Raw genomic sequence first — 19,749 nt, 5'->3', positions numbered from 1 at the left:
AATTTGTAATAAAAGGTATGAAGAAGCTAATTCTTTTGTTTTTACTAGGGTTGACATCCTTTTTTCATAGTTTTGCACAGGCGTCGGGTGATGTTGAAATGGCTGATGTATTGAGAAGTTCGGGAAAGATTTATGTAGTGGTGGCGGTAGTTTGCGTGATCTTTTTAGGATTTATTGCATATCTCTTTACGATTGACCGCAAAATTAGCCGACTAGAAAAAAAAGAAAAAAGAATGTAGGTCAGGTATAGCAAATAAAGCTATACAAACAGTAGAACCAATTATCTAATTAATTACATTATGGCTACAAATAAGTCACAGGGAGAGTTTAGTTTCTTTAATGATGTTTGTCAATTCTTCGATCATGCAGCGCAATTTACGAATCATGATAGAGGCTTGTTGGATCAAATTAAGGCTTGTAACAGTGTTTACCGTTTTCGTTTCCCAATTCAGAGGGCTAATGGAAAATTGGAAGTTATAGACGCTTGGCGTGTAGAACATTCCCATCATAAATCTCCTACAAAAGGAGGTATTCGTTATAGCGATATGGTCAATGAAGATGAGGTGATGGCTTTAGCGGCGTTAATGACCTATAAATGTGCGATTGTAAATGTTCCTTTTGGTGGAGCAAAAGGCGGAATCTGCATAAATCCGCGTGATTATTCTGTAGCGGAATTAGAAACCATAACACGCAGATATACAGTTGAATTAGTTAAGAAGAACTTTATAGGTCCTGCAATTGATGTTCCTGCACCCGATTATGGGACAGGAGAGCGCGAAATGAGCTGGATTGCAGATACCTATTTGACAATGAATCCTGGTCAATTAGATGCATTAGGCAGTGTTACCGGAAAACCACTTTCACTAAGTGGAATCGATGGACGTAAAGCAGCAACAGGTAGAGGTGTGGCAATAGCGGTTAGAGAATGTGTTGAGGTAGCCGAAGATATGAAATCTTTAGGATTAACCCCTGGAGTAGCAGGAAAACGGATCATTATACAGGGTTTAGGTAATGTTGGTTACAATACCGCAAAAGTTTTACAAGAATATGGTGCTATAATTGTTGGCGTTTGTGAGTATGACGGTGCACTTTACAATGAAGATGGCTTAGATGTAGATGCCATTCTTGAGCACAGAAGAAATAATGGAACAATTTTGGGTTATAAAAAGGCTAAGCAAGAATTTGCTATTCCTGCAATAGGTCTAGAGCAAGAATGTGATATTCTGGTGCCTGCGGCCTTAGAAAATCAAATAACAGAAGATAATATTAGCCGAATAAAAGCAAAAATTATAGCAGAGGGAGCTAATGGTCCAACAACGCCAAAGGCAGAGGAGATTTTTGCGAAGAGGGGCGGGATTATAATTCCAGATATGTATTGTAATGCCGGAGGTGTTACGGTATCTTACTTCGAGTGGCTTAAAAATTTATCCCATGTTGCGTTTGGTCGTATGGACAAACGCTACGAGGAAACAGCTAACCGTAATATTGTTAATATGGTGGAGGCGGTCACTGGAGTTACCTTAACTTCGGAACAAAGAGGCGTTATTGTGAAAGGAGCAACCGAGCTTGAATTGGTTAATTCAGGTTTGGAAGATACAATGATTCGGTCATATCATGAAATAAGGCGAATAAAAAATGCCAATAATAAAATCGATACATTACGAACAGCGGCATTTGTAAGTTCTATTGATAAAATTGCCACTTCTTATTTAAATATGGGCATCTGGCCTTAAAATGTATGCAATAAAAAAATGCCGCATTTCGCGGCATTTTTTTATTTCTTGATCGAAAGATCCAATGGTTTTTTTACCTTCTCACCAAGTAATGCGATATCGATCACTTCGCTCATTTCATTTACGTAATGGAAGGTTAAGTCTTTTATATAATCTTCTTTTATTTCCATAATATCCTTCTTATTAGATTTACAAAGGATAATATCTTTTATATTAGCTCTCTTTGCAGCCAATATTTTTTCTTTGATACCCCCCACAGGCAGTACTTTGCCCCGCAGTGTTATCTCACCTGTCATGGCTAAATTTGCTCTTACTTTTCTTTGTGTAAAAGAAGACGCTAGCGCTGTCAACATGGTGATGCCAGCAGATGGCCCATCTTTAGGTGTTGCGCCGGCTGGCACATGGATATGAACATCCCATTTCTCAAAGAGCTCAAAATCTATATTAAAATCTGCCGCGTGTGCCCTGAGGTACGCCATTGCGATGCCTGCAGATTCTTTCATAACTTCACCTAAATTTCCGGTAAGCGTTAGTTTTCCTTTCCCTGGACTTAAGCTCGATTCGATAAATAATATATCTCCTCCAACTTGCGTCCAAGCCAATCCCGTTACCACGCCAGCTACGTCATTGGTTTCATAAGAGTCTTTATCGTAAACTGGAGCACCTAATATATCAAGAACTTCTTTCTGGCTAATAGCCGGACCTATGGGGTGCTCCATTACAATATGTGTAGCAGCTCCTCTAACAAGGGCACCGATTCTTTTCTCAAGGCCACGTACACCAGATTCACGCGTGTATTCATCAATTACTTTCTCAATGATATTACTCTTAAGTGTAATATCTTTAGCACTTAATCCATGTTGTTCTCGTTGTTTAGGTAATAGATGCTTCTTCGCGATCTCTATTTTCTCTTCAATAGTGTATCCATTCACTTCAATTATTTCCATTCTATCTAATAAAGCAGGTTGGATAGTGCTTAGCGAATTAGCTGTTGCAATAAACATGACATTTGATAAGTCATAATCCATTTCTACATAGTGGTCGTAGAAGGCACTATTTTGTTCTGGATCCAATACCTCCAATAAGGCAGAAGAAGGATCACCTCTAAAATCATTTCCTACTTTATCTATTTCATCCAAAACAAATACCGGATTGGACGTTCCCGCTTTTTTTATAGATTGGACAACTCTTCCCGGCATAGCTCCAATATAGGTTTTTCTGTGTCCTCTTATTTCTGCTTCATCTCTTACACCACCCAAAGCCATGCGAACGTATTTTCTGTTTAATGCTTTTGCAATAGATTTTCCTAATGATGTTTTACCTACCCCTGGAGGGCCAACTAAGCAGAGAATAGGTGCTTTCATATCTCGTTTAAGCTTTAATACAGCTAGGTATTCAATTATTCTTCTTTTAACTTTCTCCAAGCCATAATGATCTTTATCAAGTACTTTTTCGGCACGCTTTAAATCAAAGTTGTCTTTACTAAATTCATTCCACGGAAGATCAATGAGAAGTTCGAGATAATTTAATTGAACGGAGTAGTCTGCAGCAGCAGGATTGATTCTACTTAATTTATCTAATTCTTTTTTGAAATGGAATGCAATATCTTTGCCCCATTTCTTTTGTAACGATTTTTTTCTTAATTCTTCAATTTCCAGATCGGGCGTTGAACCTCCAAGTTCTTCTTGTATGGTTTTAAGTTGTTGATTCAAAAAATAATCCCGTTGTTGCTTGTCCAAATCAACACGGACTTTATTCTGTATCTGATTCTTTAACTCTAATAGTTGAAGCTCTGCAGTTAATTGCTCTAATACCCTGTTAGCTCTTTGTTTAATATCTTTCATCTCCAAAAGATCCTGCTTAAATGTCAAATCGGCATTCATGTTGGATGAAATGAAATTTATTAAAAATGATGGACTTTCTATATTCTTAATCGCTATGCCTGTTTCACTTGGTATATTTGGGGATATATTGATGATTTGCAGGGCAAGTTCTTTTATGGAAGATATTAATGCGTTGAATTCTTTCTCCTTTTTTATCTTTTGTTCTACAAAACGCTCAATACTCGCTTTTATATATGGGTCTGATTGAACTTCTTCTTTTAATCTAAAACGCTGTTTGCCCTGGATAATAACCGTTGTATTTCCATCTGGCATTTGAAGCATTTTTATGATCATGGCGACGGTACCTACAGTGTGCAACTGATTAAATGCCGGATCTTCAATTGACATATCTTTTTGAGATACAACACCGATGGTTCTGTCACCTTTATAAGCCTCTTTAATTAGTTTAATTGACTTATCACGGCCAACAGTAATAGGAATTACAACTCCGGGGAATAAGACTGTATTCCTCAATGGTAATATTGACAATACTTCCGGCAGTTCTTCACTAGTCATATCATCCTCGTCTTGTTGCGTAAACAGTGGAAAAAATTCCGTATCCTCATTTATGATTGGTAATGCATGGTTGAAATCAAAAAGATCAAACTTACTCATGGGGTATGTTTATGTGTTATTTGTTTAGTGTATGGAACAAATGGCCAATTTGGCAGACTATTCCCTGGAACTCTTATTTTAATAATCGAATAGTTAATGTTACAATGCCCATGCCAAACGCTAAATTGCAGCCTTTTTTTTAACTAATGTCATATTTACAGGTCACATTATTAACGGCATTTAGATAAGCTTATATTTCGAGGATGAATTTTAAAGTGCTGTAAATGAATAATATTGATACTTACACAATAAAATACACAATTTTTAGTTTAGTTTTGTGGCGGAATGGCAACTAGATTGCTATCTTTAAAACACGATTGGTAACATTTTAACTCATGTACAATCTAATATACTTGAAAAAGAACTTAATTAATGAACATTAGAAGCAATCAATTTATGAATTTTGGTAAAGTTAAACACTGGGTGTTATTGGGAGTTTTCGTTTTTTCTGTCAATGCGGCTTCTGCACAGTCACAATCGTCATCTAGTAACCCTTACGTTCGCTTAGGTAATAAAGCTATTATGGACGGAGACTTTAAAGCTGCAGTTAATGCGCTGGAAAAAGTTAAGAGTCCTGATACTTTGGTAACTTACATGTTAGGTTATTCTCATATCAGATGTGCTAACTACAATAAAGCAATTACATCGTTTACTAAACTATTAAGTCAAAGTCCTAACAATTTTTCTGCTTATTATTGGAGAGGTAAAGCTCGCAACACACTTGCAGTGCAGTCTGATAATAAATTGAGTGAGGCCGAGCGTGGTAAAATGCTACAAGGAAGTATTGATGATTTCAGTAACGCAATTCGTTTAAATCCTGATGATTTGTCATATTACCAAAGCAGAGGAATGGCATACAGGGATCTCGGCATTTTGCAAGGCACTAATTCAACTGCGGTTTATGATAAGTCGTCGGCTGAAGAAGCTTATCAGAAAAGCATTGATGATTTACAACATGTACTAAACTCGAATAGCAAAAGAGAAGATTTAGCAAAAGAAATTAAGAAAGTAAAGATTTATAAAACAAACTTGTCAAAATAGTCTTGCTGATAGATTTTTATTTAACCTGTGGAAATATTTTCCACAGGTTTTTTTATTAATGCTTGTAAAATTATACGGATTTGCAAGATGCTTTACTTTTCTATGAAACCTTCAACGGTGTATTTGTTGATACCAATTAAACGAATTGATTGGGTTTTCTCGATTTTATAGAGAGAGTCAGTATAATAAACTAATTTTTCTGAGGAACTATACAACCAGTTTTTATCTGAATTTTCAATTGATATTTTTTCAATATGACCATTTTTATTTTTGTAAACTTGAATAGCTTTCGTACGTAGTTTCGCTTCCTTGGCCAAGTATGATATTTTTTGCGCAGAAGAATCTATTGTATAGCTAGCTAGCCAATCAGGTTTATTAATGTCGGAAGAAATAAAAAGTTCAAACTCGCTTTTCCAGTTTTCAATTCGTGTTTTCTTTTCCTCAGACTCCCTGTTTTTACTAACCATTTTTTTAATTAGCGGCTTTTTTGTTTGTAATCGTTTAGCTTCCTTTGAAAAATATTCAGCAATATCGAAATATGGTATCTTATGCGACCGAAGTTTATTTTCCGGTTGAGGAGTACAGGATCCCAATATTGATAGAATTAGAAGTATTCCCGAAATTTTTTTCATTATGGCATAAAACTAAAGAAACTATTGTAAGTCGTGAATATCGCGCGCTTACAATAGCTTTCTATATGATCAATTCAAATTGTTTGTTTTAAGAAACAAGGACTTCCCCAGTCATTTTTTGTGGAATTGAAATATTAAGTAAAGTAAGGATGGTAGGTGCAATATCACCTAGTTTACCATCTTTTATATGCTTAAAGTCTTTATCGATCAAAATACAGGGAACTAAATTGGTAGTGTGCGCAGTGTTTGGCGAACCATCTTCATTTAGCATAAACTCTGAATTACCATGATCTGCTATAATAATAAACGAATAGCCTTCTTGTATACCTTTTTCGACAACTTGCTTTGTACAGGCATCTACCGTTTCAACAGCTTTAACAACAGCACTAAATACTCCAGTATGCCCAACCATATCAGGGTTAGCAAAATTTAAGCATACAAAATCCGGATGATTTGTTTCCATATCGGCACAAATTGCATCTGCAATACCTTGAGCACTCATTTCCGGCTTAAGGTCATAAGTAGCAACTTTTGGCGATGGAATTAATATTCTAGACTCTCCTACAAATTCTTTTTCACGTCCTCCAGAGAAGAAAAAGGTAACATGTGGATATTTTTCAGTTTCGGCAATACGTACTTGTGTTTTTCCATTTTTTTCAAGTATCTCTCCAATAGTCTCCGTAACATCGTCTTTTTGGAAAACAACATCTACATTTTTAAACGTTTCATCGTAAGTTGTCATGGTGACATAATGAAGATTTAGGGGTTTCATGTTATATTCAGGAAACGCCTTTTGCGTAAGAGCAAGTGTTATTTCTCTACCGCGATCAGTACGGAAATTAAAGCATATCACAACATCTCCTTCTTCGATTGTAGCTACTGGTGTACCATCGCTTTTAACTTTTACAATAGGCTTTATAAATTCGTCGGTGACACCTGCTTCGTACGATTGTTCTATTGCTTGTTTAATGCTCTTAACTTCCTTGCCATGGCCATGAACTAACAAATCATACGCTTCTTTCACGCGTTCCCATCGATTATCTCTGTCCATAGCATAATAACGTCCAATTGCTGATGCGAGTTCTCCTGTTGTGCTGCTTGATAAAAATGTCTCTAAATCTGATATATAATTTAGTCCGGAATGAGGGTCTGTATCTCTACCATCTAAGAAGGCATGAACAAAGATATTTTGTAATCCTGCATTTTTTGCTGCTTCACATAAACCACGTAAGTGCTTTGTATGCGCATGTACCCCACCGTCGGAAACTAGGCCAATGAAATGTACATTTTTATGTGCTTGTTTCGCATAATCAAAAGCTTGCTGAAGAATTGAATTTTGATTTAACTCCCCATCAGCAACAGCTTTGTGTATACGACCTAATTCCTGGTATACAATACGACCTGCACCTAGATTCATATGACCAACTTCTGAGTTACCCATCTGGCCAGCAGGCAATCCTACTGCTTCGCCAGAAGCTTCTAATTTTGAATGAGGGTAATTGTTTAGCATGTAATCTAAAAAGGGAGTCTTCGCAGCTTTCACTGCATTAGAATTGTCATCCTTACCGTATCCTAAGCCATCAAGAATGATGAGCATTGCTTTCTTCATTTTTAACGTATTTTAAATGTTATATTACTACTAATGACAAACCTAATACAAAAAATGATCCTATCCTTATTTTTTTTTAAATATTGAAAAATGTACCTTTTATGTGTATTTATATAGACAAAATGGCATGCTTTTAGTGGCATTAAAGCGATGTTTAGATTTTGTGCTATATATTATACATGATGAAAATTTTTAGCTGATTTGATAGTGTTGCCATTGGAAGGGATAATGAAAAATGTATACTTATTTTTAATTTTATTAACGCATTTGAATCTTCAGGCTGCTCTTAGAGCAGATGATATTATCGATAACATTAGTCATTATTTTGCTACTGGTAATAGTAAAGAACTTTCTGATTATTTTTCGAGTACGGTAAGTTTATCTATTCTGGAAGATAATAACACTTATTCTAAGAACCAAACCGAAATACTTTTAAGAAATTTTTTCGATAAGAATAATTGCAGAGGGGCTAAGATAATTCACAGAATGGATACAAATGCTAATAACCGTTATGCGGTTCTGGAAATATTCTCTTCTACGCAGAAATTTAGAGTATCTCTCTCTCTCAAGAATTTCAATTCAAAGTTTTTGATCACAGATATTAGAATTGATAAAATAAAGTAAGCATTTAATACCACCTGAAAATAAGTTAGATAAATATATATTATTCTTGTTAATTTATAAATCTCGAAATTTTTACTAGGTTTGAAACCAATTAAAGTATGAGTAACATTAACAAACAACAATTACGCACTTTCATAAGCCAAGCATTGCAAGAAGATGTGGGCGATGGCGATCATACATCACTAGCGACTATTCCTGCAGGAAAACAGGGGCAGGCCCAACTTATAATTAAAGAAGATGGAATTTTAGCGGGAGTTGCCGTGGCATTAGAAATATTTAATGTAGTTAACCCTTTATTAGCTATTGAGGTTTTTATACATGACGGGGCCGAAGTTAAAGTTGGCGATGTTGCGTTAAAGGTAACTGGAGATATACATGCCATTCTGATGGCAGAACGATTGGTGCTAAATGTTATGCAACGAATGAGCGGTATTGCTACAACAACTCATGGCCTAGTTCAAATACTAAAAAATACAAAGACCAAGATTCTCGATACAAGGAAGACTACACCTGGAATACGATTTCTTGAAAAAGAAGCGGTAAGGATAGGCGGGGGGGTAAATCATCGATTCGGTTTATATGATATGATACTTATTAAAGATAATCATGTTGATTATGCTGGAGGTATCAAACAGGCCCTTGAAGCCGCCGGCGAATATAAAAAATCTCTTCAAAAACCTATTGAAATCGAAATTGAGGTAAGAAATATAAAGGAGTTAAAAGAGGTTCTAGTGTATGGCAGCGTAGATAGAATTTTATTAGATAATTTTGGTTTTAAAGATCTTGTTGAGGCCGTAAAATTAATAGATGGCAAGTTTGTTTCAGAAGCCTCTGGTGGCATTGTTCCTTCAAATGCTAAACAATTTGCCGATTGTGGCGTTGATTATATTTCGATGGGGGCATTAACACATTCTGTTAAAAGCCTAGATATGAGTTTGAAAGCTCAGATTGTTAATTAAAGTTAATATTTTTTACTAATAAGATTGCTCTTTTTAGTATCATTGTACCCAATGACATCAATTAATGCAATTATTGCACTTTTGGTTGCCTATTTATTTGGATCCATACCCACTGCTGTATGGTTAGGTCAATCTTTTTATGGTGTGGATGTTAGAGAATATGGGAGTGGAAATGCTGGCGCAACCAATACGTTCAGGGTTTTGGGCGGGAAAGCAGGTGTTGCTGTGATGATCATTGATATTTTAAAAGGTTGGACCGCCACAAATCTTGCTTATTTTATTGGTGTTTCTGTTACCGGACCTACTAGCTCTGTATTGTTTATAAACTATCAACTTGCCCTAGGTGTCATCGCGGTTATGGGACATTTATTTCCGCTATTTGCCGGGTTTAGAGGTGGAAAGGGAGTAGCTACGTTATTTGGGATGGTATTAGCCGTTCATTTACAAGCGGCTTTATTGTGTGTAGGCATGTTTATAAGTGTATTGATGCTTACCCGTTATGTTTCTTTAGGGTCTATTCTGGCTGGTTTTACTTTTCCATTCAGCATAGTATTTGTTTTTCATACACCTTATAAATCTCTTCTTTTATATGGCATGTGTATTTGTGTGTTGATATTGGTTACGCATCAGAAGAATATAGAAAGGTTGTTAAAAGGCAAAGAATCAAAAATAAATCTCTTTAAAAAATCAAATACATAATCTATATCGGCACAGCAATTGCTGTAACTAAATCACTAAATTTCTACAATAATTATGAGTCGGAATAAAACTAAAGTAATTGGTTCGCTACTTATACTATTATTTGCCGCATCTTGCTCAACGGTTCCGTTGACAGGTAGAAAGCAATTAAGTTTGGTTGATGACAAGGTAATGCAACAGCAGGCAACATTAGCCTATAGGGATTTGCTTAAAAGTCCAAAAACAAAAGTAGTAAAAGGCACTGCCAATGCGCAGATGGTCCAAAATGTAGGTAATAAGATTGCCAGAGCTGTGGAGGCTTATCTTAAACAGAATGGATATGCTAATCAATATCAGTTTAGTTGGGAATTTAACCTTATTGATGAGCAGCAGGTCAATGCATGGTGTATGCCAGGAGGAAAAGTCGCTGTTTACACAGGGATATTACCGGTTACACAGAATGAAGCTGGTTTAGCTACTGTTATGGGGCATGAAATAGCCCACGCTATAGCTCGCCATTCTTCAGAGAGAGCATCTAATACCATGTTAGCACAAGGAGTTGGTGCAGGTGTTGGAATGGCTACTTCGAAGAATTCGCAATTGACACAGCTTGCTATTAATCAGCTTTATGGAATAGGTAGTCAGGTTGCCTTATTGAAGTATTCGAGAAATCAGGAAAGCGAAGCTGATAGAATGGGCCTAACATTTATGGCTATGGCTGGTTACAACCCAAAAGAAGCTGTTGGTTTTTGGCAACGAATGGCTTCTAAAGCTGGGGGTAGTAAACCACCCGAATTTTTAAGTACACACCCTAGTGATCAAACACGTATTGCTAATATACAAAAGCTAATACCAGAGGCTATGAGGCATTATAAATAAATTATATTAGCCTATTCTATAGAAAATGCATAGTTGGATGCCTTCAATTATGCATTTTTATTTTTATAATCAGGTTTTAACAGATCTAAAACTGCTTGCGCTTTCCATAGGCATTCTTGATATTCTTGAGAAGCATTAGCCTCAGCAGTTATAGCACTTCCAACGAGAAAAGATAATCTCTTGCTTTTAGCATTGTAACATAGCGATCGAATAACCACATTGAAGTCGTAATCTCCATCTGCTGCAAAATAGCCTATAGATCCTGCATAAAGGCCCCTTCTAGTAAATTCATAATTATCGATTAATTTCATGGCGCTGATTTTTGGCGCGCCAGTCATTGATCCAGCAGGAAAGGTGTTTTTTATAGTTTGAGTTAGCGCTAGTCCATCTCGCTCTCGGCAGCTGATAGTGGAAATAAGCTGGTGCACTTGCTTAAATGAATAGGCCCCCATAAGTTCTTTTACTTCTACCGTTGCTGGTGCTGCACTTTTGGTTAAATCATTACGTACTAAGTCAACAATCATTATATTTTCACTGACCTCCTTTTTATTTAGCTGGAGATCACGAATTAAAAGAGCGTCTTCTAGAGGTGTTTTTCCACGGGGTGCCGTACCTTTTATAGGTTGCGATATTAATAAATCACCTCTTTTGGCTAAAAACCTTTCAGGTGAGGCAGAAATTACGAAGTGATCCCCTTGTTTGAAATAACAGGAAAAAGGCGTGGGAGAGATCATGCTAAGTTGCCAGAATGCCTGTAAAGGATCAAGTTTTGCCTTTTCTGCATAAAATTCTAAGCAAAGATTTATTTCATAAATATCACCTTGATGAATATGTTTTATTAATTTATTGAAAACACTTGTATATGTTTCGTTATTCATCTCAGTTTTAATCTCGCCATTAAATTCCAATTTGCCATCAATAAATATTGTCGAGATAATTTCTTTGAACAATTGTGTTGGGGCCTCGCTTTTTATCTCAATTTTGTTCCCCTTAATTAATATAAGGTGTTTTGGTATGAAAAAATAGGAGAGAGGAGTCCCCTGTAGATTTGGCTTTGAAGTAGAAAGATCTTCTACCTCGTTTTTTAAATCGTAAGAGAGGAACCCAGGAATCCACTCATCGGAGTGCTCTTCCAAGAACGTTTCAAGCTTTGAGAAAGTGGTGTCGCTTCCATTGTTTATTAATTCTTCTTTAACACCTGCAGCAATTAATACATCGAATTTACTATAAGGATCCTTTTTATACCCCTGACTATGAAAACAGCAAGCGCTATTAAAGAAAGAAGCCCATTGAAGGGCTTGCTTTGTAAATAATTTAATATTGTCAACATGGTGACTACTTGTTGCCATTGTTTACTTTAAGAGAAGTGTTTGTGTCCTGTCGGGTCCAACAGATAAATATTTAATCTTTACACCCAAATGCGTCTCTAAATACACGATATAATCCTTAAGAGCGAAAGGGATTTGTTCTTCTGAAGTAATGCCTGTAATGTCTTCATTCCATCCTTTAACGGTCTCAAATACTGGTTCTGGTTTTAATGAAATAATATCATAAGGCATATAGTCAATTTTTTCTCCATTATAAATGTAATGTGTACATACATTTATTTCTTCGAACCCACTTAATACATCAGCCTTTGTCATGATCAACTCGGTAACCCCGTTTAGCTGAATAGCATAACGCAATGCAGGAAGGTCAATCCATCCGGTACGTCTAGATCGACCAGTAGTGGCACCAAATTCGTGACCAATTTGTCTCAATTTCTCACCGACTTCGTTTTCTAATTCTGTCGGGAAAGGGCCACCTCCAACTCTGGTGCAATATGCCTTGAAAATACCAATTACTTCTCCAATATTTTTAGGAGCAACCCCAAGTCCAGTACAAGCGCCAGCAGTAGTAGTGTTTGACGATGTAACAAAGGGGTAAGAGCCAAAGTCAATATCGAGTAGCGTTCCTTGGGCACCTTCGGCAAGTACACTTTTGCCTTCTTTTAAATAGTTATTAACTAATTGATCGCTATCAACATGCGGAATTGTTTTTAAATAATCAATTGCTTCAAAAAACGCCTGTTCACGTTCACTGTAGTCAGGAATTTCTCCATAGTGTGATAAGATATTTTTATGCTTATCAACAAGCTTTTGGTAACGTTCCTTAAAGTCAGGTAAAGTAGTATCTCCTACACGGATACCGTTTCTTCCAGTTTTATCCATATAGGTAGGTCCAATTCCTTTTAAGGTTGAACCTATTTTACCTGTTCCCATATTAGTTTCAGATGCAGCGTCTAGTAGTTGATGTGTAGGTAAAATAAGATGGGCCCTACGCGCTATTACAAGCTTTCCTTCGGCAACTGGATCAAATCCATTTTTCTTTAGGTTGTCGAGTTCTCTTTTGAGAATGATCGGATCTATAACAACACCGTTACCTATAAGGTTTAATGTTTTTTTATTAAAAATGCCAGAAGGAATAGTATTCAAAACATATTTCTGACCATCAAATTCTAAGGTATGGCCTGCGTTGGGCCCTCCCTGAAAACGGGCAATCAAATCATATTGTGGCGTTAAAACATCCACAATTTTACCCTTACCTTCGTCGCCCCATTGCAGGCCCAAAAGCACGTCAACTTTCATAATATTTGTTGTATGTAGTTTAATTAAACTGTAATAATGGAGATTTAAAATTAGATTGCCTGATAGTTATCATTATCTTATAAAAATGATAAATCATCAGGCCGAGATATATGTCTTTTCTTTATAATACATTTTAGGCAGGAACTACCACTTTATTTCGGCCAGTTTCCTGATTTACTTTTGAAGGGCAGTCATTATTACAATCGCTGCAAACACCATACAAATTGAGCGAATGATGTTTAATGTCAAATTTTAGTAATTCACCCATCATGCTTTGAATTTGATGGATACGGGGATCGCAAAATTCTACAACCTTACCACATTCAATACAGATAATATGATCATGTTGTTTATAGCCATAAGACTTTTCAAATTGGGCCATGTTTTTGCCAAATTGATGCTTCGTAACTAAATCACAAGATACTAGCAGCTCTAATGTATTATAGACAGTAGCTCTACTCACCCTGTATTTTTTGTTTTTCATGTGGATATACAATGACTCCACATCAAAGTGATCATTTCTTGAATATATTTCTTCCAAGATGGCAAAGCGCTCTGGGGTCTTGCGTAGGCTTTTATTCTCGAGGTAAGCCTCGAAAATTTTCCTAACCATACTTGTTGTTTCTGTTGTAGACATGATAATCCTTAATTATGTACAAAGCTAAATAAATTTGTTTGGATATGCAATGAATTAACTAGGCATGTGTATTGCTATTGTCAGTATTCAGTAATCATTGAATAATTTTATTTGCAAGATAACCTGATTCAAATTTATTGTTCGGAATCAAATCTTGTAATTCCTGTTATGCCTTTTATCTGTTTTAATTTTTTTATCAAACTATCCAAATGTTCCGTATTATTAACATAAACCATAATAGATCCTTCAAAAATACCTTGATTACTGCTGATGGTTATTGACCGAATGTTTATTTTAAAATCCTGCGATATGACGGTGGTGATTCTATTAACTAAACCTACATCATCTATTCCAACAATACGCAAACCTGTTAGAAAAGCAAGTTCTTGTTGAGAAGTCCATTTAGCTTTCACAATTCTGTAGCCATAATTAGCCATCAATTTAGAGGCATTTGGACAATTGGTGCGGTGTATTTTTATCCCATCGTTCACTGTTACAAAACCGAATACGTCATCTCCCGGTATAGGATTGCAACATGCAGATAGGGTATAATCCAACTTTTGAAAATCATCACCAATCAACACAGTTTCCTTGTCCTTTTTTTCAATCTTTTTTACTAACCCATCAACATGGCTATCAATGCGTGTACTAGGTCCACTGGATGTATCTACAGACCTTTCAGCGGTTGCAAATTCCTTCAGTTGTTTGAGGTCTATCTCGCTCTTGGCAACTTTATAAAAAAGATCCTGAGTGGATGGCAACTTTAAAAAAGTACTGAGTTTATTTAGATTATCGGTATTGTAAGTGATTTTAATTGATTTGAGTTTTCGTTCAAGTATTTCTTTTCCATCTTCTGCTATCCTTCGTTTTTCTTCTTTTAAGGCAGATTTAATTTTCGACTTCGCTTTCGCCGTTACAACAAAATTAAGCCAATCCTCTTTAGGTGTTTGTTTATTAGAAGTTATAATTTCCACCTGATCTCCATTAGCAAGCTTATGCGATAAGGGTACCAGCTTATGGTTTACTTTTGCGCCTATACAACTTGCACCAAGGTCAGAATGTATTTCGAAAGCAAAGTCTAATGCCGTAGCATCTAAAGGAAGTTGAATGAGGGCTCCTTTAGGAGTAAATATGAAAATTTCATCAGAAAATAGATTCATCTTAAAATCATCCACAAAATCTAATGCATTCGATTCAGGATTACTCAAAATATCTCTCACCTTTTGAATCCATTGGTCTAACCCGCTGTCAGAGTTCGATTCTTTGTACTTCCAATGAGCAGCAAATCCTTTCTCGGCTATCTCATTCATCCGTTTCGTACGAATTTGCACTTCTACCCATTGACCCTTAGCCCCCATGACAGTTGTATGCAAAGATTCATACCCATTTGCTTTGGGAGAAGATATCCAATCTCTTAATCTATCTGGATTTGGGCGATATAAATCCGTCACAATAGAATAAGCTTTCCAGCATTCAGCCTTTTCCATATCGGGAGTGGTGTCAATTATTACGCGAATTGCAAAGAGATCGTATACTTCTTCAAAGGGAATAGATTTTTTTCGCATTTTATTCCAAATAGAATGTATCGATTTCGGTCGGCCAAAGACGCTTGCATTGATGCCTTGCTCTGTTAGAATGTCTTGTATCGGACCTATAAATTCCTTAATATAACGTTCACGCTCGGCCTTTTTTTCATTTAGCTTTCGGGCAATAAACTTGTATGTATCAGGATCCGTAAATTTCATGGAAAGATCTTCCAATTCTGATTTTATGGCATATAGACCTAATCGATGTGCTAAGGGAGCATAAAGATAGCTTGTTTCGGATGCTATTTTTAATTGTTTATCCCGAGCCATGAATTCCATGGTACGCATATTATGCAACCTATCTGCTAATTTTATTAATATAACACGTACGTCATCAGCAAGGGTAAGCAGCATTTTTCGAAAGTTTTCAGCTTGGATCGAACTGTTAGGGTCAAAAATACCGGCTATTTTAGTTAGTCCATCGATAATTTTGGCAACCTTTTTTCCGAATTTTTGTTCGATTTCTTCCAAAGAAACTTCCGTATCTTCTACTACATCATGGAGAAGTGCACAAACAATGGACGTAGTGCCCAGCCCAATTTCTTCAGCCGCAATTTGGGCCACGGCAATGGGGTGGTAGATATAAGGTTCGCCAGATTTCCGCCTCATATCTTTGTGGTTCTCTAATGCCATATCAAAGGCACGACGAATCATCTGCTTATCACCTTTTTGTAAAGTCGGTTTACAGGCCCTTAATAAAGCACGATAGCGTTTTAGAATTTCCTTCTTCTCAGCTTCAAGATCTATCACTAATTCCTTCATGTTTGTAAATGTATATCTATATGCTTTTTGTTTTAATTCCTTACCTTTGAGATCGTAAAACTCTTAAAAGGTTTAATAAAAAATTCGTTAGGTAAATACTTTTTACTTAACTTTATTGGTGATTTTGTAAGAGCTAAATCTATGAAAATTTTATATTTAATGTTGATAAATTTACTGCTTTTTTTTGGACAGGTGAGCTTAGCACAGCAGGTCAATAGAGATAGTTTAACTAATACTATAGCCAGTACAGCAAATACCACGCCAATTATGCTTCCCACTACGCTGATAAATGGCGAACGGATTCCATGGATATTGTTAAGGGAAGTGGTTATTACGGATACAAGAGTTTTTAGAACGCCGGCAGATAGAGCCCGCTATAATAGATTAAAATACAACGTTTTAAAAGTGCTTCCATATGCCAAATTTGCAGAAGATAGATATGACAGATTACAACGTGAGTTGGCAGTAACAAGTGGTAAAAAGGAACAAAAACGTTTAATAAAGACATGTGAGAAGGAGATAAAAACAATGTTCAATCGTGAGATTAAAAAAATGTCTATTTCCCAAGGTGAAATATTAATAAAACTAATAGATAGGCAAACTGGAAATTCGAGCTATGAATTAGTGCGCGACTTAAGGGGTGGGGTTTCGGCCTTCTTCTATCAATCGGTAGCTAAAATTTTTGGACATAATTTAAAAAACACCTATGATCCTGATCAGGAGCGTGAAATAGAATATATTATCAGAAATCACGCAAACGCTAATCGGTATTTTTATTAAATGAATAAGATTTATCAGTTTTGTGCCATGAAACCTGATGGTTCTGTGGTCGATTTTAATATATACGAAAATAAAGTATTATTAATTGTTAATACTGCGAGTGCATGTGGGTTTACGCCGCAATATAAAGAATTAGAAGTGCTATATAAGCAATTTAATCATCGTGGTTTTGAAGTACTTGCCTTTCCCTCGAATGATTTTGGTCAACAAGAGCAGCTAAGTGGGAAAGCATTGGAAACGTATTGCTCTATAGATCAAAAATTAAGTTTTACCGTTTATGATAGGATAAAAGTTAAAGGGCAGAATGCGCATCCGCTTTATAAATTTCTTGGAGATAAGTGGCTTAATGGAAAAACCAACAGCAAACCCTTTTGGAACTTCCATAAATACCTAATCAACAGAGAGGGTGTTGTGGTAGATTATTTTTATAGCTTTACCAAGCCGTTAGCTGGTAGGTTAGTAAGAAAAATTGAGGCCTTATTGTAAATTCCGACAAAATGAATTGGTAACAAGAACGCTTTTAAAATAAATTTTTGTGAAATTAGATATATTAGTAATTACAGTTCATCCGGATGATGCCGAATTAGGGTGCTCCGGAACTATTTTAAAGCATGTAGCATTAGGTAAAAGGGTAGGCGTTGTTGACCTCACAAGAGGTGAACTTGGAACTCGCGGAACAGCGGAAGGCCGGGCTGAGGAGGCCGCTCACGCAGCTGCCATTTTAGGTTTGGCAGTACGTGAAAATCTGGGACTGAGAGACGGCTTTTTTAAAAATGAAGAATACGAGCAGCTTGAGGTAATAAAAGCGATACGTAAATATAAGCCGGAAATAGTGATAGGTAATGCTCTTTTTGATAGACACCCCGATCATGGAAGGGCTGGTGATTTAATAAATGATGCTTGTTTTCTAGCAGGGCTTCGAAAAATTCCGACAGAAGTAGAGGGTGCTGAACAGGAAATACATCGACCGAGGCTTTTACTACAACTCATCCAGGATTATTATATTAAACCTGATATTGTAGTGGACGTGAGCGATGTCTGGGAAAGAAAAATAGAAAGTATACGGGCTTTTAAATCGCAATTTTTTAATGAAGAATATAAGGAAAATGAACCTCAGACGTATATCTCTAATCCTGCATTTATAGAAATTATCGAGGCAAGAGCACGCGAGTATGGCAAATATATTGGTGCTACCTATGCAGAAGGCTTTACTTGTAAAAGATTATTGGGTGTAAATAACTTATTTGATCTACGATAAAATAGTCTCGTAATTGTATGTAAGAGGTTGTAATCTATTACTGGACTAATAGATTACAACCTCTTATGTCGCTTTGATCGAACCTGCCTATTATTGTAAAACTGCCATCGTCATTTATCATTCCCAAATCTTGTGTAGCAATGAATGAGCATGAATTGATGTTAGCAAGATCAATAACGTTGATTCCACCGTTCCGGTTCGTTGGAAGTATGGCGAACGGATCATTTATATCTCTAACTAAAATCTTCATCCACGGTGGGCAAAAAAATATTCCTTTCCCCTTTGAATAGGCCTGAGATAATAGTTCTGTCATGCCATATTCTGAATGAACGTTTTCAACACCAAAACCATTGCATAATATTTTATGCAGTTCTTCTCTTACCATTTCCCTTCTTTTGCCTTTCATTCCTCCTGTTTCCATAACAATTAAATCAGGAAATTGTATCGGATACTTCTCCACAAAATCTAGCAATGCATAAGTTACTCCAATAAGAATTGTAGGAATACCATTTAAATGGAGTTCATTTAAACGTTGCCATAAGTCATGGTGGTTATGTAAGAAATAACCACTGTAAGAAGGATTCGCTTGTTTAATGAGGTCATCAACCATATAAATAAGCGAAGAACCGTCTCGCTCAAGATAGGAGGGTAACAGGGCAACAAGGGCCATTTCCTGTATATTACCATAAAAGAAATTAAAAGCCTGTCGATAACTTCTTTCATAATAAGTTATATCACTTACATAGTGCTTGCTCTGCTGCATCCCGGTAGTCCCAGAACTTGTAAAGATTATTTCGCTTTTTAAATCATTTAGTAATACTTTTTGTGTTTTAAAAAGTTCAATCGGTAGAAACGGAATTTCATCGATTTTTTTTACAAGCGATGGTTTACAACCCAAATTGGATAGGTAGTTATTGAAAACAGGGTTTTCAATGGCCTGTTTGCGAAATACACTAAGCGCCAAATGTTCAAACTGATCAAATGAACTAAGGTTGAAAATTTCTTCTTTGTTAATGTTTGACATGATATTCAACAGCAAAGATAATTATAATCCTTAAAAAGCTTTTCGAATATATTGTCCTGCTAATCCCCCAAAACCAGCGACTATTCCACCCGGAATGCCACTAATTAAAGCCATTAAAAACCAGCCGCCAAAGTTCGGAGATAATCCGAAAAGAACACCGATGCGATTGCCCAATATATGATCGTTCATCGAACTCTGGTAAGTACTAAACAATAGCCACATAAGATATATGGCAATAAAACTAATTATAAATGAAAACCAAGGACTTTTATTGAAAAAATAGGATATGAACAGGGTGATAGGTAGAATTATCCACCAAGGTAATAGTAATTGAGCAATTAAGCTAGCAACAAATAAGGTGATAAACATTTTCATCCGTATAAATTTGTTTTGTGTTTATTCTTTAACTATATATTCATGGT

19 protein-coding genes are annotated in these 19,749 nt (G+C 36.1%); 10 read left to right on the top strand and 9 right to left on the bottom strand.

Features of this window, described 5'->3' with window-relative positions; genetic code table 11:
- Positions 1-17 precede the first annotated feature (17 nt).
- Both BMY50_RS08030 and BMY50_RS08025 read left to right on the top strand, forming a co-directional pair.
- Entirely contained in the window at positions 18-239 is a 222-nt protein-coding gene (locus tag BMY50_RS08030; protein ID WP_093321739.1) for a CcmD family protein, read from the top strand.
- A gap of 60 nt (positions 240-299) precedes the next feature.
- Entirely contained in the window at positions 300-1,733 is a 1,434-nt protein-coding gene (locus BMY50_RS08025) for a Glu/Leu/Phe/Val family dehydrogenase (protein ID WP_093321736.1), read from the top strand.
- A gap of 41 nt (positions 1,734-1,774) precedes the next feature.
- On the opposite strand, the gene lon is transcribed toward BMY50_RS08025, so the two are convergent.
- The gene (gene lon / locus BMY50_RS08020; RefSeq protein WP_093321731.1) at positions 1,775-4,231 is read right to left on the bottom strand and encodes an endopeptidase La; all 2,457 of its coding nucleotides are present in this window, start codon (positions 4,229-4,231) and stop codon (positions 1,775-1,777) included.
- Between the two features lie 372 nt (positions 4,232-4,603).
- Between lon and BMY50_RS08015 the strand changes: the two genes are divergently transcribed.
- Positions 4,604-5,272 carry a tetratricopeptide repeat protein gene (locus tag BMY50_RS08015; protein ID WP_093321728.1) on the top strand — a complete coding sequence of 223 codons (669 nt, stop codon included), beginning with the start codon at positions 4,604-4,606 and terminating at the stop codon, positions 5,270-5,272.
- 92 nt (positions 5,273-5,364) lie between these two features.
- Here BMY50_RS08015 and BMY50_RS08010 read toward each other — a convergent pair whose 3' ends face one another.
- Both BMY50_RS08010 and gpmI read right to left on the bottom strand, forming a co-directional pair.
- Positions 5,365-5,904, bottom strand: coding sequence for a hypothetical protein (locus tag BMY50_RS08010; protein WP_093321725.1), 540 nt, complete (start codon positions 5,902-5,904; stop codon positions 5,365-5,367).
- Positions 5,905-5,992: 88 nt separating this feature from the next.
- The gene (gene gpmI / locus BMY50_RS08005) at positions 5,993-7,513 is read right to left on the bottom strand and encodes a 2,3-bisphosphoglycerate-independent phosphoglycerate mutase (protein WP_093321722.1); all 1,521 of its coding nucleotides are present in this window, start codon (positions 7,511-7,513) and stop codon (positions 5,993-5,995) included.
- A 228-nt stretch (positions 7,514-7,741) separates the two neighbouring features.
- Here gpmI and BMY50_RS08000 point away from each other — a divergent pair, with 228 nt between their 5' ends.
- The 4 genes from BMY50_RS08000 (at position 7,742) to BMY50_RS07985 (ending at position 10,653) form a co-directional block, all read left to right on the top strand.
- On the top strand, positions 7,742-8,137 hold the full coding sequence (locus BMY50_RS08000; protein ID WP_093321718.1) for a DUF4783 domain-containing protein: 396 nt from the start codon (positions 7,742-7,744) through the stop codon (positions 8,135-8,137).
- 98 nt (positions 8,138-8,235) lie between these two features.
- Positions 8,236-9,096, top strand: coding sequence for a carboxylating nicotinate-nucleotide diphosphorylase (gene nadC / locus BMY50_RS07995; RefSeq protein WP_093321714.1), 861 nt, complete (start codon positions 8,236-8,238; stop codon positions 9,094-9,096).
- A 51-nt stretch (positions 9,097-9,147) separates the two neighbouring features.
- Entirely contained in the window at positions 9,148-9,795 is a 648-nt protein-coding gene (gene plsY, locus BMY50_RS07990) for a glycerol-3-phosphate 1-O-acyltransferase PlsY (protein WP_093321709.1), read from the top strand.
- 54 nt (positions 9,796-9,849) lie between these two features.
- The gene (locus BMY50_RS07985; RefSeq protein WP_093321705.1) at positions 9,850-10,653 is read left to right on the top strand and encodes a M48 family metallopeptidase; all 804 of its coding nucleotides are present in this window, start codon (positions 9,850-9,852) and stop codon (positions 10,651-10,653) included.
- A gap of 47 nt (positions 10,654-10,700) precedes the next feature.
- On the opposite strand, the gene BMY50_RS07980 is transcribed toward BMY50_RS07985, so the two are convergent.
- The 4 genes from BMY50_RS07980 to BMY50_RS07965 form a co-directional block, all read right to left on the bottom strand.
- The gene (locus BMY50_RS07980; protein WP_093321701.1) at positions 10,701-12,002 is read right to left on the bottom strand and encodes an anthranilate synthase component I family protein; all 1,302 of its coding nucleotides are present in this window, start codon (positions 12,000-12,002) and stop codon (positions 10,701-10,703) included.
- Positions 12,003-12,005: 3 nt separating this feature from the next.
- On the bottom strand, positions 12,006-13,280 hold the full coding sequence (locus BMY50_RS07975; RefSeq protein ID WP_093321697.1) for an adenylosuccinate synthase: 1,275 nt from the start codon (positions 13,278-13,280) through the stop codon (positions 12,006-12,008).
- Between the two features lie 133 nt (positions 13,281-13,413).
- Positions 13,414-13,917: a Fur family transcriptional regulator gene (locus tag BMY50_RS07970; protein ID WP_093321692.1), complete on the bottom strand. Its 504-nt coding sequence runs from the start codon at positions 13,915-13,917 to the stop codon at positions 13,414-13,416.
- A gap of 134 nt (positions 13,918-14,051) precedes the next feature.
- Entirely contained in the window at positions 14,052-16,265 is a 2,214-nt protein-coding gene (locus BMY50_RS07965) for a RelA/SpoT family protein (protein WP_093321688.1), read from the bottom strand.
- A gap of 141 nt (positions 16,266-16,406) precedes the next feature.
- Here BMY50_RS07965 and BMY50_RS07960 point away from each other — a divergent pair, with 141 nt between their 5' ends.
- Genes BMY50_RS07960 through bshB1 form a run of 3 tightly spaced genes read left to right on the top strand, consistent with a single transcriptional unit; the run spans position 16,407 to position 18,303 of the window.
- A complete protein-coding gene (locus BMY50_RS07960; protein ID WP_093321684.1) occupies positions 16,407-17,045 on the top strand; it encodes a DUF4294 domain-containing protein in 639 nt (212 codons plus the stop codon).
- Positions 17,046-17,531 (top strand): glutathione peroxidase, encoded by a 486-nt coding sequence (locus BMY50_RS07955; RefSeq protein WP_093321679.1) that lies wholly within the window; start codon positions 17,046-17,048, stop codon positions 17,529-17,531.
- 49 nt (positions 17,532-17,580) lie between these two features.
- Positions 17,581-18,303, top strand: a complete 723-nt coding sequence (gene bshB1 / locus BMY50_RS07950) for a bacillithiol biosynthesis deacetylase BshB1 (protein WP_093321673.1) — start codon at positions 17,581-17,583, stop codon at positions 18,301-18,303.
- Between the two features lie 37 nt (positions 18,304-18,340).
- Here the strand turns inward: bshB1 and BMY50_RS07945 are convergent, their stop codons facing one another.
- On the bottom strand, positions 18,341-19,327 hold the full coding sequence (locus BMY50_RS07945) for a LuxE/PaaK family acyltransferase (RefSeq protein WP_093321667.1): 987 nt from the start codon (positions 19,325-19,327) through the stop codon (positions 18,341-18,343).
- A 30-nt stretch (positions 19,328-19,357) separates the two neighbouring features.
- Entirely contained in the window at positions 19,358-19,702 is a 345-nt protein-coding gene (locus BMY50_RS07940; RefSeq protein ID WP_093321662.1) for a hypothetical protein, read from the bottom strand.
- Positions 19,703-19,749: the final 47 nt, after the last annotated feature.

The organism is Olivibacter domesticus, from assembly GCF_900109575.1.
In the GTDB taxonomy this organism is placed as follows: domain Bacteria; phylum Bacteroidota; class Bacteroidia; order Sphingobacteriales; family Sphingobacteriaceae; genus Olivibacter; species Olivibacter domesticus.
This window is presented reverse-complemented; position numbering and strand designations above follow the sequence as displayed.

Bases quoted from the DNA above. Each gene is read 5' to 3' on its own strand.
- BMY50_RS08030 (WP_093321739.1), top strand. From the start codon at position 18: ATGAAGAAGCTAATTCTTTTGTTTTTACTAGGGTTGACATCCTTTTTT.
- BMY50_RS08025 (WP_093321736.1), top strand. From the start codon at position 300: ATGGCTACAAATAAGTCACAGGGAGAGTTTAGTTTCTTTAATGATGTT.
- lon (WP_093321731.1), bottom strand. From the start codon at position 4,231: ATGAGTAAGTTTGATCTTTTTGATTTCAACCATGCATTACCAATCATA.
- BMY50_RS08015 (WP_093321728.1), top strand. From the start codon at position 4,604: ATGAACATTAGAAGCAATCAATTTATGAATTTTGGTAAAGTTAAACAC.
- BMY50_RS08010 (WP_093321725.1), bottom strand. From the start codon at position 5,904: ATGAAAAAAATTTCGGGAATACTTCTAATTCTATCAATATTGGGATCC.
- gpmI (WP_093321722.1), bottom strand. From the start codon at position 7,513: ATGAAGAAAGCAATGCTCATCATTCTTGATGGCTTAGGATACGGTAAG.
- BMY50_RS08000 (WP_093321718.1), top strand. From the start codon at position 7,742: ATGAAAAATGTATACTTATTTTTAATTTTATTAACGCATTTGAATCTT.
- nadC (WP_093321714.1), top strand. From the start codon at position 8,236: ATGAGTAACATTAACAAACAACAATTACGCACTTTCATAAGCCAAGCA.
- plsY (WP_093321709.1), top strand. From the start codon at position 9,148: ATGACATCAATTAATGCAATTATTGCACTTTTGGTTGCCTATTTATTT.
- BMY50_RS07985 (WP_093321705.1), top strand. From the start codon at position 9,850: ATGAGTCGGAATAAAACTAAAGTAATTGGTTCGCTACTTATACTATTA.
- BMY50_RS07980 (WP_093321701.1), bottom strand. From the start codon at position 12,002: ATGGCAACAAGTAGTCACCATGTTGACAATATTAAATTATTTACAAAG.
- BMY50_RS07975 (WP_093321697.1), bottom strand. From the start codon at position 13,280: ATGAAAGTTGACGTGCTTTTGGGCCTGCAATGGGGCGACGAAGGTAAG.
- BMY50_RS07970 (WP_093321692.1), bottom strand. From the start codon at position 13,917: ATGTCTACAACAGAAACAACAAGTATGGTTAGGAAAATTTTCGAGGCT.
- BMY50_RS07965 (WP_093321688.1), bottom strand. From the start codon at position 16,265: ATGAAGGAATTAGTGATAGATCTTGAAGCTGAGAAGAAGGAAATTCTA.
- BMY50_RS07960 (WP_093321684.1), top strand. From the start codon at position 16,407: ATGAAAATTTTATATTTAATGTTGATAAATTTACTGCTTTTTTTTGGA.
- BMY50_RS07955 (WP_093321679.1), top strand. From the start codon at position 17,046: ATGAATAAGATTTATCAGTTTTGTGCCATGAAACCTGATGGTTCTGTG.
- BMY50_RS07945 (WP_093321667.1), bottom strand. From the start codon at position 19,327: ATGTCAAACATTAACAAAGAAGAAATTTTCAACCTTAGTTCATTTGAT.
- BMY50_RS07940 (WP_093321662.1), bottom strand. From the start codon at position 19,702: ATGAAAATGTTTATCACCTTATTTGTTGCTAGCTTAATTGCTCAATTA.